This window comes from Paraburkholderia xenovorans LB400, assembly GCF_000013645.1.
Lineage (GTDB): Bacteria > Pseudomonadota > Gammaproteobacteria > Burkholderiales > Burkholderiaceae > Paraburkholderia > Paraburkholderia xenovorans.
Window position 1 is genome coordinate 2,060,363 of the sequence record NC_007951.1, and the last position, 14,376, is coordinate 2,074,738.

Sequence of the window (14,376 nt, forward strand, 5' to 3'; positions counted from 1 at the left end):
TCTTGAAGCGCTCCGGCGGCGCCCCTATTTCGGTTTCCGCCAGCTCTCAGCTGGTACGGTTGCGCCCAACGGCCAATGGCAATCGCCCATCTCGCGGGTTGCGTGCGCAGCCGGGTTCCCTTTTTGGTGATCTGTTATCGCTCAGGAGATGGAAGATGAAGATTCGTCCCCTCTACGACCGGGTTATCGTCAAGCGAATCGAGCAGCAGCGCACGACGGCTTCCGGCATCGTGATTCCCGACTCGGCCGCCGAGAAGCCCGAACAGGGCGAAGTTATCGCGGTCGGTGACGGGCGTCTGCTACAGGATGGCACCCGGCGTCCCCTCCAGTTGAAGGTCGGTGACCACGTTCTGTTTGGCAAGTATTCAGGCCAGACCGTCAAGGTCGATGGCGAGGAACTGCTCGTTATGCGCGAGGAAGACGTCATGGGCGTCCTCGAGTCCGACGCAGGCGCCGCACGCAAGGCGGCCTGATTATCTCTTCAATGGCTTATACCGGAGCAACAAGATGAGTGCGAAAGATGTCAAGTTCCACGACAGCGCCCGCAGCCGGATCGTCAAGGGCGTGAACGTGCTGGCCGATGCAGTGAAAGTGACGCTCGGCCCGAAGGGGCGAAATGTCCTGATTGAGCGCAGCTTCGGCGCGCCGACCATCACCAAGGACGGTGTGTCTGTCGCTAAGGAAATCGAGCTGAAGGACCGCTTCGAAAACATGGGCGCCCAGGTTGTCAAGCAGGTCGCATCGAAGACCGCCGATGTCGCCGGCGACGGTACGACGACCGCCACGGTTCTCGCCCAGTCGATCGTGCAGGAAGGCATGAAGCACGTCGCTGCTGGCATGAATCCGATGGACCTGAAGCGCGGCATCGACAAGGCGGTGGCGGCTGTGCTCGATGAACTGCACAGGCTGTCCAAGCCGATAAAGACAAGCCGGGAAATCGCCCAGGTCGGCGCCATCTCGGCGAATGCGGACGAGGCGATCGGCAAGATCATTGCAGACGCGATGGACAAGGTCGGCAAGGAAGGGGTGATTACGGTCGAAGACGGCAAGTCGCTCGAGAACGAACTGGAGGTCGTCGAAGGGATGCAGTTCGATCGGGGTTATCTGAGTCCATACTTCATCAATGACCCGGACAAACAGGTTGCGCATCTCGACGATCCGCTGATCCTGCTGCATGACAAGAAAATTTCCAGTATCCGCGACCTGCTGCCGGTCCTCGAGGCTGCTGCCAAGGCAGGCAAGCCGCTCCTGATCATCGCCGAGGATGTCGAAGGCGAAGCGCTCACGACGCTGGTGGTCAATTCGATGCGCGGTGTGCTGAAGGTGGCGGCGGTGAAGGCCCCGGGCTTTGGCGATCGCCGCAAGGCCCTGCTCGAGGACATTGCGATTCTCACCGGTGCAACGGTCATTTCCGAAGAGACTGGCAAGCAGCTCGAGAAGGCAACGCTCGAAGAGCTGGGCCGCGCGAAGCGTGTTGAGGTGCAGAAGGAAAACACCATCATCATCGATGGTGCAGGTGACCAGACGCGCATCGACGCACGCGTCAAGGCGATCCGCGCGCAGATCGAAGAAGCGACGAGCGACTATGACCGTGAAAAACTGCAGGAGCGCGTGGCGAAGCTTGCCGGTGGCGTTGCGGTGATCAAGGTGGGTGCGGCGACCGAGGTCGAAATGAAGGAAAAGAAAGACCGTGTCGACGATGCGCTGCATGCGACCCGCGCCGCAGTCGAAGAGGGCATCGTGCCAGGCGGCGGCGTGGCGTTGCTGCGGGCGCGTTCGGCCATCTCGAGTCTCACGGGCGCCAACGCCGACCAGGACGCCGGCATCAGGATTGTGCTGCGTGCGCTTGAGGCGCCGCTGCGCGTGATCGCAGCCAATGCGGGCGACGAGCCGTCGGTCGTCGTCGCGAAGGTGCTCAGCGGGAAAGGCAACTACGGCTACAACGCAGCCACGGGCGAGTACGGCGATCTCGTCGAGACAGGTGTGGTCGACCCGACGAAGGTGACGCGTACGGCGCTGCAGAACGCCGCTTCGATCGCCGGACTGATCCTGACCACGGACGCCACGGTAGCGGAAGCGCCAAAAGAAGAAAAAGCCGTGCCGGCACCTGCACCGGAACTGGAATACTAGACGTTGGCTGCCTTGTGCTGGACAGCCGGTCAGCGTGGCTGGGCCCGGCTCCATTTCCCCAGAGGCTTGGAGCCGTCATCGGTGGCTGTAGCGCTGTCCGGCGCACCTGTTTCATGTTTGTCCAAAGGATTGCTGGCGTGGGGTGAGCATGGATCTGACTCTGACGATCGATTCGCGGCCGCTTGACTTTGAACTCGACGACGTGATCGCTGGCCTGCTTGCAGTGCGTTTAAACGTGCCTCCGGGCGAGGATACGCGCGCCGCGATTGGTCGCTACCTGGGGGAGGTCGGTGGGCCGTGGATCCTGGACGAAAATCATATGCGCAAGCGCGTGCTGCGCAGGCTGATACTTGATATTGCCGATCCGGCGCTGGTGGTCCGGTATCTCATGACCGAGCGACCCAAGTGATGCGAAGCGGTGAGCCGGATATGGCTTGAAATGGATGCTTCGATAACCTAAATTAATTTCTGTTTCGGCGATGTGATCGGTGCATCACGTGCTGCATGTTTCCATCTGTTTGTTAGCGGCGGTAGGGCAGGCGAACTGAACCCGAGGCTTTTCTCCTGCCGCCGCATGCAAGGAGAAAATCATGAATGTCTTCCATTCTGATCCACACACCGACGGGCTGTTCGAGCGTCTCCAACGAAAGATTGCCACCCTGTCTGGCGCCGGTGCATCCGCGCTAAGGAGCGGCTATCGGAAAGTATCGCGCAGAGCCGCTGCCGTCTGGTCGGCGATGCAACTGAAAGCAAAGCATTTGCGACATCGCTGATAGTGGGTGGTCCCGCTGGCGCGCGGCCACCCGCGGCGGCGTTAGCAATGCGGCTGTCTATATTGACGCAGGCCTGCTGAGCGTCCATGCAAGTGCTGTTGCGCCTCAGGCTCGCTACAGGTGTAACCACTTCGGTTAGCCGCCCGTGAGACGGTGCGGCGAGCGGAGGAGCCGATGAACACGATCAGGAGCGAAAAGAGAAACGGATACGACGTCCATGTGAAGGTCGTGCAGGTGCATCGAGGTTCCAGCACGATGCAGGACAGCCGTCTGCCCACGGCGGGCTATGTGCCGCTGGTGCAGATTTGCCGGGATGACGAAGTCGTTGTCGAGTGGCACGTGCCGAAGTGTTACCGGCCACGGTCCTTGCGCAAGGAAACGGAGGATGATGCGCTTGCATATGCATCGAAGCTTGTAGAGCAACGACCGTTCGATGGGCCGCCGTCGGGCGTCCCGGTGGCAGCCTGACTGTCCAGGAGCCTTTGCCCTTGGATCTGGGCACAGCCTGACCAAAGACGCGGTAACAGGAAAACCGGACTTACCGTTACCGCGCCACACCGCGACTTTCCGGATGAACATGTCTTAATAGTCACGTCCTGGCATTACGCAGTGCCCGGTGCGCTCGCCTATGTCAGCGGGCAATTGCGGCGATGGAGCGAGCAATACGGCTCTGCCGGATTGGGCCGAAGCATGAGAGAAACACCTATGCGCGTCGGCTGGTGGCTGTTCCCGGCACAGTCGTTCATGCGTGCGGCCGCTTTGACGAAAAAAGGTCTTCGCACGAGTGAACTCTGGAATGTCAGCCTTCGCTTGGACTGGATGGCTATCGGGATGAATAGCCGCCGCAGGCGGCAGCGTGACTGTCTCGTTTATCCCGTCGACACGCGGCCATTGACGACACACCTATCGATAGGACCCGCCCCCGGAAAAAGTGAACATGCGCGACTTCGAAAGGGCGCGGCGGATCCAGTCTGGAGATCGTTCCGGGTCATGTCGAAGTGATCACAGTCAGCGTGCGCAAAAGCGCGAATCCTGAGACGTTTCGGGTTGGACGGCGAAGCGGATTTCAAAGGTGGTGCCGTGACCTTCGCGGGTCTCGAAGCGGATCCTGCCGTCAAGAACCCAGCAAAGTTCCTTGACGATAGCCAGCCCAAGGCCCACGCCGGTATGTCGTCGCCAGCGGCCCGTTCGAACTCGTCGAAGACGCGTTCCCTGTCCGATTGCGCAATGCCCACACCGGTGTCGGCGACGCGCAGATACCAGCCACCTTCGCCGTGGCCACCCATCGCTAGTTCGATTTCACCGGCGTTCGTGTACTTTGTCGCGTTCGACAGCAGGTTCAGCGCCACCTGCTTTACCTTGATGCGGTTCGATAGCACCATTGTCACGCCCGCGTCGAAAACGGTAGACAGACGCAATCCTTTTGCCTCGATAGCCGGACGGCAGGTCGTTACCAGTTCGTCAAAGAGTTCGCGCAGGTCAAACGGATCGACCGCAAGCGGCGCGCTGTCGCCCAGCACCACCGAGTACTCGACCATGTCGTCCACCAACTGCTTCATGTCCGCGGCCTGCCGGGTGGCCAGTGCCAATCCGGCTTCCGTTTTCGATGGCGCGCGCGAAATCAGCTGCAGCGCGATGGAGAATGCGTTCAGGAAGTTGCGCAGGTCGTGCACGACACTGCGGGTAATCTGCATGCGCGATTCATAAAGGTCGCTCACTAGCCGCTGTTTCAGCGTCAGTTCGTGGTTCGCCCGCTCGAGACTACCGGTGTAGTTATCGATTTTCCGGTCGCGTTCCGTGACCACTTCCCGGATCGATGTCACCGCGACGACGCCGAGCGCCTCATCAATCAGTCGCCGGGCACGCCTTTCGTGGCGCCTCGTGAACGAGTCATTCGTTTCCGCAAACGTCTCGGCCGCGTCCGCCAGCACCTGCCGGAACAGGTCGAGTTCGTGAACCAGTTCATCGATGCGATAGCCCTGTTGCCAGCGGACCTTTCCGTGCGTGCGGGCGTCGCGTTCGATCGCCGGCTCCGGCTGTTCGAGATCCTGCGCTTCGAGAGCAGTACAGATCCCGTCCAGGATTTCCGGCAGATGATCGGCGAGCTGATCGTACGTCAGCTTGTCGGCCTCGACGAGGCCGGCGTCGCCGAACACCGCATTCATCCATTTTTCGGTGAGAGCGGTCCGCTCCCGACGCAGGAACCCGGCAAAACTGCGAAGCGGACCTGCTTGCGTATCAGTCATGGTTGGTGCTTGCAGAATAGTATTTCGACAGAACGGGGCGCCCAAATGACGCAGAACGCGTCAGGAACCCCCCTGTAACCGGTTCAAAGCGACGCACCGGAGTCTGTCTGACACGGGAAAGGGAAGACCCTCAAATGGTTCTTGCCGTGGCCAGAAGGGGCGCTGGCGCGGTGGGCAGGATCGCCACGCGTTATTCCTTCAATCCCGCAATTGGAACACGTCTTGCGGTTCGACTAGGGGAAAAAAAGCATAAACCGGGGCCGTATTATTTAATTCTCCTTGTTGACGACGAGCCACGGGCTTGTCCGGTGTTTCACAACGCCTCCAAGGTGGCTCGGGTGGCGCCTGGCAAAGGGTATCTGTTTGTCGACGACGTGCAGACGGCCAAACAGCACCGCCGCGAGGTGGATGCCGCGGTCGAGAAACCACCGGCGGACAGAATGGCGTAGGCACGCTATCTCCGGGACTCACGACCAGATCGACTCGACACGTTGCGCCGTACCAGCATCTGCGCGGCCTTCGTGCGCCGCCTCGCTTCGTGGCCTGGCGCAGCACACATGAATCTCGATATAGCGCCCGGCCAGACAGCATGCGCATCGGCATTACGTCAGGTCGTGACCGGCTAACAGCCAGGCCACCTATCAAAGCCCGAGCCGGTTCGCGCTCCGGGCGTGCCGCGGCTGCCGTCAGTAGATAGGAAACACCAGATCAGGCGTCGGTGTAAACCGGATACCGTTATCCGGACAGATAACGCGTCCGTTGACGGCGACCCGCTGCCCCAGATAAGGCAGCAGGAGCAAAGGGTCTGGTATGCCTGCTTTCCCGAGCACGATGTCGGTCACGACCTTGTCGTTACAGGGCGACGTTGACGGACGGTCGAGCCGGAGCGACGTATAGTCGCCCGGTGCGTACTGTCCGTTACCCCGCTGGATCGTGCCAGTGATCCAGATGTCCTGTTGCGACGGCAACGTTTTCAGGGGTGGCTCAGCGGCTACCGCCGCAGCCGCCGAGCCGGCGGCCAGCACGGCCGACGCCAGCAGTGTCTGTGAGCGTTTTTTCATGGTGCTGCTCCCGTCTGGTTTGATGGTTTGATCCAGGGCGTGACCGGCGAACGGACCGCCGCTGCGGGACAGCTCGATCTCCCGACGATCACTGGATTGGCGGCAAAAAACCCAGCTTCTCGGCGAGCGCGCTAACACACGCACACGCATACACGCCAAAGTGCAGTTCGACTTTTCCCTGGCTTACGGTCGTCACGGTCATCTTCACCTGCTCCGGCAGCAGGCCGGGCACTATCGTCATCGCCGCTTCCAGTTGCTGCGCACAAACGTTGTCTTCCAACAAGGTCGTGCCGACGGCGATATCGTAGGTCTGCTCCTGTGGGAAGACGGTCTCGACCGGTCTCGCACACACGCATGTGGTTTTCGGTTGGCCGCCCCACGACCCCCTTCACGTTTCGCATCGTTTCAGTCGGAAAGCCTCGGGTCGAGCGCAGTCCGACGCGGTGACTGCCCAGCGTCAGCCAGTCCGAGTTGAACTCCATGGTGTCCTCCTTGCAACGCATCGCGACAATAGGGGCTGGCAGGCGGTTTTCAAGACCGGAATTTCACTATCATCTCGGCCCCTTGAAATTTTCGCTGTGGTGTCTATCTTGGATTTCGCTCACGCAGGCGCGCTGGTGTATCAGGCGCGCTGCGTGTTTCGATTTGTTTGCCAGCAACTGGCAGGCGGACCGGAGCGCGTAGGCCGGTCCGCTTCCAGGCTTCACCACGGAGGATATGACCATGAGTGACCTCTATTCCCGAACCGACCTGTTCAGCGAATTCGACCGTCTGCAGCGACAGATGACGAGTCTGTTCGGCGGCTTGCCGTCCAGCATCCGTGCTGGCCGCCTCGGCGCCTTCCCGCAGGGTCAACATTGGTACGACCGACGACTCCATCGAGATCGTCGCATTTGCACCGGGCATCAATGCCGCTGAACTCGACGTGTCGATCGACAAGGGGCTGCTGACGATTGCTGGCGAGCGCAAGCCGGCGCGGTCGGAGGCCAGTGGTGATACGCGCGACGACAGCCGCACCTATGCGCAGGAGCGCTTCGCCGGCGCGTTCCGGCGGGTGATCGAGCTGCCGCAGAACGCTGACCCCGACAAGGTGCAGGCGCACTACGCCAACGGCTGCCTGTCGATTACCGTCGGCAAGCGCGAAGCGTCCAGGCCGCGTGCCATCACCGTCCAGTAATGCCAGTTGTTAACGCCACTTATCCGGGAGTAAGCCATGAACGACAGGACTCAGGTTGCTGAACGCGACCAGCAAGCCGTAGCACGACGCGAGGGCGACCAGCCGGCACGACGGATGACGCTCACACCGGCAGTCGACGTGTTCGAGGACAGCCAGGGCATCACGCTGTGGGCGGACCTGCCAGGCGTCACAAAGGACAAACTCGATGTAAAGGTGCACGACGGAAATCTGTATATCGAGGCTGAAGCGGTTGTGCCGACACCGGCCGGTTTGCGGCTGCAGCATGCCGAGATCCGTGAATCGCGTTTCGCGCGGGCGTTTTCGCTGAGCCCGGACTTCGACACATCGAAGATCGACGCGAACCTGCAGGATGGCGTGCTGAAGCTGACCATTCCACGCCGCGACGAAGCAAGGCCGCGACGGATCGAGGTGCAGACGAACTGAGCCCGGAAGACCCGCAACGACGACAGGAGAAAAGCGGTGACGGCCGCGAGGGCGAGGCCGCCGCCGTTCGTGAAGGAGCGGATGAAGAACGTCATGGAAGAACGTTCGCGCGAAGACGCGATCAGCGCCCGGGCCGTGTTGGTGCGCCGGTTAGCGAGAGGACTGGCCGTCCCCTGATGGATATGTCGCGCTGGTAACGATCGGCATGCGATGCCCGGCTGCTCGCCGACTGCTATCGGCGGCGTGGCGCCAGGCGGGAGGTGGCCGCTGCTGATGCGAGGCGCAATGCGCTGTCTTACGCCGTCTGGCTGACTGCGAGCAGTGTATTCGCGAACGCAGCGCGCGAGGCGACGGTGGCCGCTCGTGAGACGTAGTCCAACGGCGTGAGCAGGGGCGTTGCAGTGTGAGCGCGGACGGATATCCCATTTTCCTGCCAGAGCGTCGAGGAGGATACGATGAACACCGACCTGAAAAAGTGGAACCCTTTCAAATTTCTTCGTGGATCAGCGCGCAAGTCCGACACGGACAACCCGCAAAGTCAGCCAGCCAGCGAACAGTGGCGTGCCGCGTGGCCTGACATTCCTCGACTTTTCTCGCGCGATTCCTGGCGTGCGATGGAGGACTTCGTTCACGATCCGTTTGCAGCGCGCGGAGCGCTCGAACGATGGTTTGGTGACTTCAGTTCCTCGCGTTTCCAGCCGCGCATCGACGTGGTCGACGAAGGGAAGATACTGCGCGTGACCATCGAACTGCCAGGTATGGAGCGGGAGGATCTGAGCGTTAGCGTCGAGGACGGAGCACTGGTGTTGCGCGGTGAGAAAAAGCAGGACGTGCACAGTGAGGAAGACGGCTGCTATCGGCTTGAGCGCGCATATGGGGTCTTCACGCGTACGATCCCGATGCCGGACAACGCTGATCCGGACCACGCTCTCGCAAAGTTTGACAAGGGCGTGCTTACGTTGACGGTGCCAAAACGGGAGCAGTTGCGATCCGCGAGCCGCACGATTGATATCGGCTAGCGTCGGATGGCAACGTTGCGCTTGCGAGGTGAATGAATGGGAGCAGTTCGGGTCGTTAGCTCAGTTGGTAGAGCAGCGGACTTTTAATCCGTTGGTCACTGGTTCGAATCCAGTACGACCCACATCGAACGCACGGGCAGCCATTACCGTTCTCAACGGGATCGGGGGCGCCGCCGTAACGGTTGGCCCCTGCAGACCGCTCGCGGCGCCTCGCGGGCAACCATGCCTGTCGTGAATGGGATGGCCGGCTTTGACACTGCGCCAGATTCAACCGCAGTAACGGCATCTTGTTCTGGCGAGATGCACGAGAGGGCATCGCCATGTTTAGTCATCCAGGTGCCGTACCTATGCTGGTGCACGGACCGCCACCACAAATGCTGAAGGAGCCGGAATGACTCACGTTGTGACCGAAAGCTGCATCCAGTGTCGTTATACCGATTGCGTCGATGTGTGCCCAGTGGATTGCTTCCGTGAAGGTCCGAATTTCCTCGCGATCGACCCGGATGAATGCATTGACTGCGCCGTATGCGTAGCAGAGTGTCCCGTGAATGCGATCTATGCTGAAGATGATGTCCCTCGCGACCAGCGGCATTTCATCAAACTGAATGCGGAACTGGCGCGTCGGTGGCCGGGCATTACGAAGACGAAGGCGCCACTCGCGGAAGCGGACCGGTTCAAGGACGTCAAGGACAAGTTTGGTCTGCTGGAGCGTTGAACTGGCTCATTAACGCCGCGGATGCTCCGTGGCAATGTTATCAAGGGAACGATTGGGTCTGGGAATCGCCGCGCGTTGAGTCAACGGATTTCCGACGATTACTGCGCTCAAAAATCGAGGACCAGTTGCCAATATTCGTTGGGCCGCCCCGCGGACGGTTCTTCTGCACCCACAGCACGTGGGTCCGCTCGCGAGCGGTTTGCTCCAGTCCCGACATCGCGTCCGAACTGCTGGCCAGTTCGTCGCCGCAGGACGCCATCCGGCCTGGACGTCACCGCTGCACAGCCCGGAATTGCAACGTGTCTGTAAAGACGTCACCCACATTTACCAGCGCTGCGGAACCGGTTGGCCGCGCCGCTGCGCAGGGGAGCCGTTATCTGCATTCCCCCTTTCAGAAGCTGATGCAGATGTATGCTTTCCGATCGCGAGTGCATCCTGACCGACCGGTGTGCACGCTCTTTGCAGGACAGGCAATGCACGCGTTTATGCGGTGGACTCGCCACGGGACCTGTGCTGGCTGCCGTAGGGGGAACGATCGCGTACGCCTCACGTCTGTCGTTTCCTTTCGCTTCGGACCTTGCTTTCCGGCAATCCCGGTGATTGCCTGGCTGGGCCTGCTTCTTGCGGCTCCGCGAGCACTTGAATGTTATCGCGTCAGTTGGACTTCGCCGATGGCGGTGCGAAGCTGCACGGTATCGCGTGCGTAGTACCCAACTCAACGAGGGAGCATAGAAATGGACACGGAAAAGGCAGAAGGTGCGGTCCAGGAAGTAGCTGGCAAGGTTCAGAACGCGGCCGGCGCGCTAGCCGGGGACTCCGCGACGCAACTGGCAGGAAAGGCCAGGGAGCTCTCCGGCAAGGCGCAGCAGCTTTGCGCCGACGCCGTCAGCGTGGTACGCGAGACAACTGCCGCCAAACCCTTTGCGACGCTGGTCGTGATTGCCGTTGCGAGCTTTGTTGCCGGTGCCATATGGAGCGTCGGCGGTTCCAGACGCGACGACCGGTAAGCTTGCCTCGGTCGGCAGCCGCGCCGCGGCCTGTAACACTGTGCGTGCCTGTTGGACCATGGCAGTGAGGAGGCGAGGGACGTTCTGCAAACGGATGACCGTCGGGACAGTGGTGGCGCCGGGAGCGGCGGGCTGCGTTCGTGAACCGGGCAAGACCGGTGCGGTCGCTGCCCATACTCTGATGCACTTTCATATGCGCAAAAAGCTTCTCCTGGCAGACGACAACGGCAACGCAACCGCGGCGGTCGCAGCGTTTTTCGAAGCCCACAATTTTGAAGTGCGGACCGCCACCGACGGGGTTACGCGCTCCGGTGCTGTTCCACCTGGCAGCCGGACGCGGCCATGCTGGATATCGATATGCCCGGCGCAAGCGGATATGAAGTCGCGCAGCGCGTGAGACGCACCGAACCCTCGGGCAAGCGGATGTTGCTCGTTGCCATTACCGGGGAAATGCCACCGCACGAGGTGGCCGCTAAATGCTATTCGGCCGGATTCGATCTGCATGTCGCGAAGCCAGCCGATGTCAAGGCGCTCGCCGAATTTGTCATTCTGGGAATCACGAGCTGATTTCTCCGCCGGCTGTCTGAGCAGTCCGCGACGCGGATGACGTGCGTTCCGAAATGCGTTGACAGTCCCGGCTTGCCACTGTATTGTGAACTTTGAACACTCAAGAAGTTCGATTGCTGATCAGCATTTTCCGCCTCTTCTGCGCGGTACTCGTTATCCTCTCCTCTTCCTTGAAGTTTTTGTCGCTCCGCAACGGAGCTGTTATTTCTATCTCAGGGAATTCTCATGGATACCGGTACTGTCAAATGGTTCAACGATAGCAAAGGCTTTGGCTTCATTACTCCTGATGCTGGCGGCGACGATCTCTTCGCTCACTTCTCGGAAATTCGCGGCGACGGTTTCAAGACGCTCGCAGAAAACCAGAAGGTGAGCTACGAGACAAAGCGCGGCCCGAAGGGTATGCAGGCCGCGAATATCTCGCCGCAGTAAAGTATTTCAAGGGCCGGTCTACCGGCCCTTTGGTTATTCGCCTGACTACCATCCTCGCGGAGCCATGCGCTCCCGATCTGATCGCCGGGTTTCAACGTGCGCATCATTTGTCTTTTTGACACGATCCGTCTCGCCCCATTTTCAATTTATTTCGCTTGTACGGCATGGATGTCGTGCGGGTGTTGCCCGGTTATCGCTTATGCAAAATAATAAAGACCTTCACCACTACAACGGTTATTCAGTCTCCCCCGCTGCCCATCGGTTACCGGACGGCTGGTTTGCCGCCAACCTTCTGCTCGTCAGGGGCGATGCGCTTTGCTCCGAGCCAGTGTCCTACAAGTTCCACGCGCTCGACTATTTCGATAACGAAACGCAGGCCCTGGGACACGCTACAACCTGGGCGCGTGACTGGGTCGACAGTCGCGGTTAGTCGACGCTTCCCCCTGCGTAGTAGCGGCAAGACGGACAGCGATCGAGGCTCGATAAGCCGTTGGTGCCGGACCTGTCTGATCGCATCAATACAGAATGGACCAGTGCATTCCGGCGACACGGCTTGAGCGCCTCGCCCTCGTTTCGTCGCAGAGCGATTCGCAGGATGCCCACTGCATGATGAGTCCCACGACGCACGATGTGTGTCACACCCGCGTCAATCATGCCGGTTACGTAACGTCGCAATGAAAAGCTTCGAAGATGGCCAGCCTTGCGACGGCAAGACTGTCACTTGACCGGATCACGGGATCCGGTCGGTTGATCTGCACAACGCTATTCCCGTCAGTCGCATCACAAGGAGCAGAGATGGCGTTATTGGTCATGCAGGTCGCGGTAAGCGGGGAACTGGTCGAGGTTTTCGAAATGCCGGTCGATGACGTCGACGGCCACCGGATGCTCGCTGCCGCCAATGAGGACGAACGGGTGATTCATCCCTCGGGACAGGCACTCGAAGACGGTGAGGTCTGGATTGATCTGATCGACGGAGAGGGGGAAACACTGTTCGATCAGGTGGCGTGTTTTCACCGCGCTGATGCCTCCGACGCGTTGCAGATTCATTTTGGTATGAATGTCGACGTGGTTAAAGATTGCCTTTCAAAGTCGAATATCGCTTCACTCCATACAAGGCACCGTCTGGCGGCCCAGGCGTACTTTCGCAAGGTTGATCGTCTTGTAGACTGCTCACTGGTTGGTTCCCGGCAGAGCAATCGCCGCCGTGCTGGTGACGCCAGCGTCATGGATCTCGTGATAGAACTTCGCAGACGTCTGGATGGTGTTGTCACCCAGCTCGCACTGAGCGAGCTGCCAACGCCTGTGCAGGTCGCAGCACAGCAACTGAAAGACGCGACAAAGAGTTACGTGGGTGCAGTTCAGCGTCTGTGAACCAGCGGCAGTCGCTGTATTGTGGAAGGTGGAGAAGCAGTATGCAAAGAACGGTCAGGTATCGCGGGTTCGACATTTATATTGACCTGGCGCCCACTTCCAAAGACATGTTTGACGCCTGTTTCCGCATAGAGGGACCGACTTATGCCACGGGAGTGGCAGCGCCAGGCCAGCGTATCAAGGTTCACGGTGGCCCGTTTTCCCGTCGTTGGGCTTACTTCGTCGCGGAGATTGCCGGCCAGGCGTCAATCGACGTCATTCTCGGTCCTGACGGATAGTTTTGTCGGCAAAAGCGTGAGAAGCAGACTTGCCTCGCGCGCTTTGCCACCTGCGGTTGCGAGAAGCACTGCACACCGACTTAAAAGGAGAGATGTTCCATGGACGAACGCAAGCGAGACAGCATGATTGCCTATCTCCGTCACCGCATGGATGACTTCGGCATCAGCCCGGACGATCTGGCTGCAGTACTCGCGGCCGAACCGGCAGGCGGCCGCTACCGCAGCGCGAATGGCGATAGCTGGAGCGGCGAAGGGACGATGCCACAATGGCTGAAGCAGGCGATCAGTGCCGGACAGTCCATTGGGCACTTTGAACTGTCATCAGGGTCGGCTTCCAGGCCACCGCTGCCGGCGGGTGCAGACTGGACTAACGACCCGTTCGCCGGCAGTCCACTCGCGCGGCCGAACCCCCGTTAGGCCATCCTTTATGTTTTCCGGTTGTCCCCTGATCAAGACATCGCTGATCGAATTACCGCTACACCGGCATGCATCAACGGCCAGTAAAGCCGCACGGCATATCTGCTCTTGCCTCGAATAAATGGCGGCGAATGACGACGTTTCTAGCAGCAGGTAGTGCTTGCTTCTCCTCTCGGAGGGCAGGCTGGCGATCAGGAGGCTCAGCGCTGGACTTCCTCCAGTATCAGGTAAAACGCAGCGAAGCCTCTAAAATTCACCGGTTTGGTCAGGGGGTATTCAAAAGCCGCCTGAACCGGTGAATCCAGATCACGACATATTTCCGGATGTGCCACGATGTGGTTCGGCTTCAGACGGATCACCCAATCGATATACACAGTGCGCCGGCAATATAGCTATCCCCGACTACGGCCAGATGGTTCGGTACGACAGCGTCGCCCGGCGACCATTCGAGGCTCCGTGGCAGAGGCACCGGGTGACGGCGTCCCGCGGAAGGAACGGTCAGTCTGGGAACGACCGAACCTGGCTTCTATGGGCGGCGCGCGATCGGCGGTGCGGGTGACTTGAGCGCGCGATCGCGACTGGCTGGAAAGTTGACCTCAGGCCAGGCTACCGTGGCCGCGGTCTCGTTGCCGCGAAACAGGCCCGTCGCCTGATCTTGAGCGACGGGCCCGGACGAAGGCGGAATCTTACGACGCCGGTTGGGGGCGGCAAAGCTCCGGGCGGGGGAGGTGGCAGGGGCGAG

Annotated in this window: 17 protein-coding genes, 1 tRNA gene and 3 pseudogenes; 18 read left to right on the plus strand and 3 right to left on the minus strand. The window is 60.3% G+C overall.

Going from position 1 to position 14,376, the window contains the following annotated elements:
- Positions 1 to 155 precede the first annotated feature (155 nt).
- The 5 genes from groES to BXE_RS46465 all read left to right on the plus strand — a co-directional run bounded on the left by groES (position 156) and on the right by BXE_RS46465 (position 3,371).
- Entirely contained in the window at positions 156 to 473 is a 318-nt protein-coding gene (groES, locus tag BXE_RS09095; protein ID WP_011488036.1) for a co-chaperone GroES, read from the plus strand.
- A gap of 34 nt (positions 474 to 507) precedes the next feature.
- Positions 508 to 2,130, plus strand: a complete 1,623-nt coding sequence (gene groL, locus BXE_RS09100) for a chaperonin GroEL (RefSeq protein WP_011488037.1) — start codon at positions 508 to 510, stop codon at positions 2,128 to 2,130.
- 148 nt (positions 2,131 to 2,278) lie between these two features.
- Positions 2,279 to 2,539 carry a hypothetical protein gene (locus tag BXE_RS09105; protein WP_011488038.1) on the plus strand — a complete coding sequence of 87 codons (261 nt, stop codon included), beginning with the start codon at positions 2,279 to 2,281 and terminating at the stop codon, positions 2,537 to 2,539.
- A gap of 181 nt (positions 2,540 to 2,720) precedes the next feature.
- Positions 2,721 to 2,903, plus strand: coding sequence for a hypothetical protein (locus BXE_RS45780; protein WP_148222934.1), 183 nt, complete (start codon positions 2,721 to 2,723; stop codon positions 2,901 to 2,903).
- 174 nt (positions 2,904 to 3,077) lie between these two features.
- A complete protein-coding gene (locus BXE_RS46465) occupies positions 3,078 to 3,371 on the plus strand; it encodes a hypothetical protein (RefSeq protein ID WP_011488039.1) in 294 nt (97 codons plus the stop codon).
- Between the two features lie 540 nt (positions 3,372 to 3,911).
- On the opposite strand, the pseudogene BXE_RS09115 reads toward BXE_RS46465, so the two are convergent.
- Positions 3,912 to 5,149 (minus strand): annotated as a pseudogene (locus tag BXE_RS09115) (sensor histidine kinase).
- 134 nt (positions 5,150 to 5,283) lie between these two features.
- Between BXE_RS09115 and BXE_RS09120 the strand changes: the two are divergent.
- Complete coding sequence (locus BXE_RS09120) at positions 5,284 to 5,598, plus strand: hypothetical protein (RefSeq protein ID WP_011488041.1); 315 nt, start codon at positions 5,284 to 5,286, stop codon at positions 5,596 to 5,598.
- Between the two features lie 237 nt (positions 5,599 to 5,835).
- Here the strand turns inward: BXE_RS09120 and BXE_RS09125 are convergent, their stop codons facing one another.
- Together BXE_RS09125 and BXE_RS09130 are read right to left on the minus strand one after the other, a co-directional pair.
- Positions 5,836 to 6,210 (minus strand): hypothetical protein, encoded by a 375-nt coding sequence (locus BXE_RS09125; protein ID WP_011488042.1) that lies wholly within the window; start codon positions 6,208 to 6,210, stop codon positions 5,836 to 5,838.
- An 88-nt stretch (positions 6,211 to 6,298) separates the two neighbouring features.
- On the minus strand, positions 6,299 to 6,562 hold the full coding sequence (locus BXE_RS09130) for a hypothetical protein (RefSeq protein ID WP_011488043.1): 264 nt from the start codon (positions 6,560 to 6,562) through the stop codon (positions 6,299 to 6,301).
- A 371-nt stretch (positions 6,563 to 6,933) separates the two neighbouring features.
- On the opposite strand from BXE_RS09130, the pseudogene BXE_RS09135 reads away from it, so the two are divergent.
- From BXE_RS09135 to BXE_RS09190, 12 genes and pseudogenes are all read left to right on the plus strand, one after another.
- Positions 6,934 to 7,387 (plus strand): annotated as a pseudogene (locus BXE_RS09135) (Hsp20/alpha crystallin family protein).
- A gap of 36 nt (positions 7,388 to 7,423) precedes the next feature.
- Positions 7,424 to 7,831: an Hsp20/alpha crystallin family protein gene (locus BXE_RS09140; protein ID WP_011488045.1), complete on the plus strand. Its 408-nt coding sequence runs from the start codon at positions 7,424 to 7,426 to the stop codon at positions 7,829 to 7,831.
- Between the two features lie 455 nt (positions 7,832 to 8,286).
- Positions 8,287 to 8,850: an Hsp20/alpha crystallin family protein gene (locus BXE_RS09145; protein WP_011488046.1), complete on the plus strand. Its 564-nt coding sequence runs from the start codon at positions 8,287 to 8,289 to the stop codon at positions 8,848 to 8,850.
- 49 nt (positions 8,851 to 8,899) lie between these two features.
- Positions 8,900 to 8,972: transfer RNA gene (locus tag BXE_RS09150), tRNA-Lys, on the plus strand.
- 269 nt (positions 8,973 to 9,241) lie between these two features.
- Positions 9,242 to 9,565, plus strand: a complete 324-nt coding sequence (fdxA, locus tag BXE_RS09155) for a ferredoxin FdxA (protein WP_011488047.1) — start codon at positions 9,242 to 9,244, stop codon at positions 9,563 to 9,565.
- A gap of 734 nt (positions 9,566 to 10,299) precedes the next feature.
- Positions 10,300 to 10,572 carry a CsbD family protein gene (locus BXE_RS09160; RefSeq protein ID WP_011488048.1) on the plus strand — a complete coding sequence of 91 codons (273 nt, stop codon included), beginning with the start codon at positions 10,300 to 10,302 and terminating at the stop codon, positions 10,570 to 10,572.
- A gap of 315 nt (positions 10,573 to 10,887) precedes the next feature.
- Positions 10,888 to 11,139 (plus strand): annotated as a pseudogene (locus BXE_RS09165) (response regulator); the annotation flags it as partial.
- Positions 11,140 to 11,364: 225 nt separating this feature from the next.
- Entirely contained in the window at positions 11,365 to 11,568 is a 204-nt protein-coding gene (locus tag BXE_RS09170) for a cold-shock protein (protein ID WP_007584087.1), read from the plus strand.
- Positions 11,569 to 11,767: 199 nt separating this feature from the next.
- Positions 11,768 to 11,998 carry a hypothetical protein gene (locus tag BXE_RS47175; RefSeq protein ID WP_038456335.1) on the plus strand — a complete coding sequence of 77 codons (231 nt, stop codon included), beginning with the start codon at positions 11,768 to 11,770 and terminating at the stop codon, positions 11,996 to 11,998.
- Positions 11,999 to 12,363: 365 nt separating this feature from the next.
- Positions 12,364 to 12,939, plus strand: a complete 576-nt coding sequence (locus tag BXE_RS09180) for a hypothetical protein (protein WP_011488051.1) — start codon at positions 12,364 to 12,366, stop codon at positions 12,937 to 12,939.
- Between the two features lie 41 nt (positions 12,940 to 12,980).
- Positions 12,981 to 13,217 carry a hypothetical protein gene (locus BXE_RS09185; protein ID WP_038456331.1) on the plus strand — a complete coding sequence of 79 codons (237 nt, stop codon included), beginning with the start codon at positions 12,981 to 12,983 and terminating at the stop codon, positions 13,215 to 13,217.
- Between the two features lie 99 nt (positions 13,218 to 13,316).
- The gene (locus BXE_RS09190; protein WP_038456327.1) at positions 13,317 to 13,634 is read left to right on the plus strand and encodes an H-NS family nucleoid-associated regulatory protein; all 318 of its coding nucleotides are present in this window, start codon (positions 13,317 to 13,319) and stop codon (positions 13,632 to 13,634) included.
- Positions 13,635 to 14,376 lie beyond the last annotated feature (742 nt).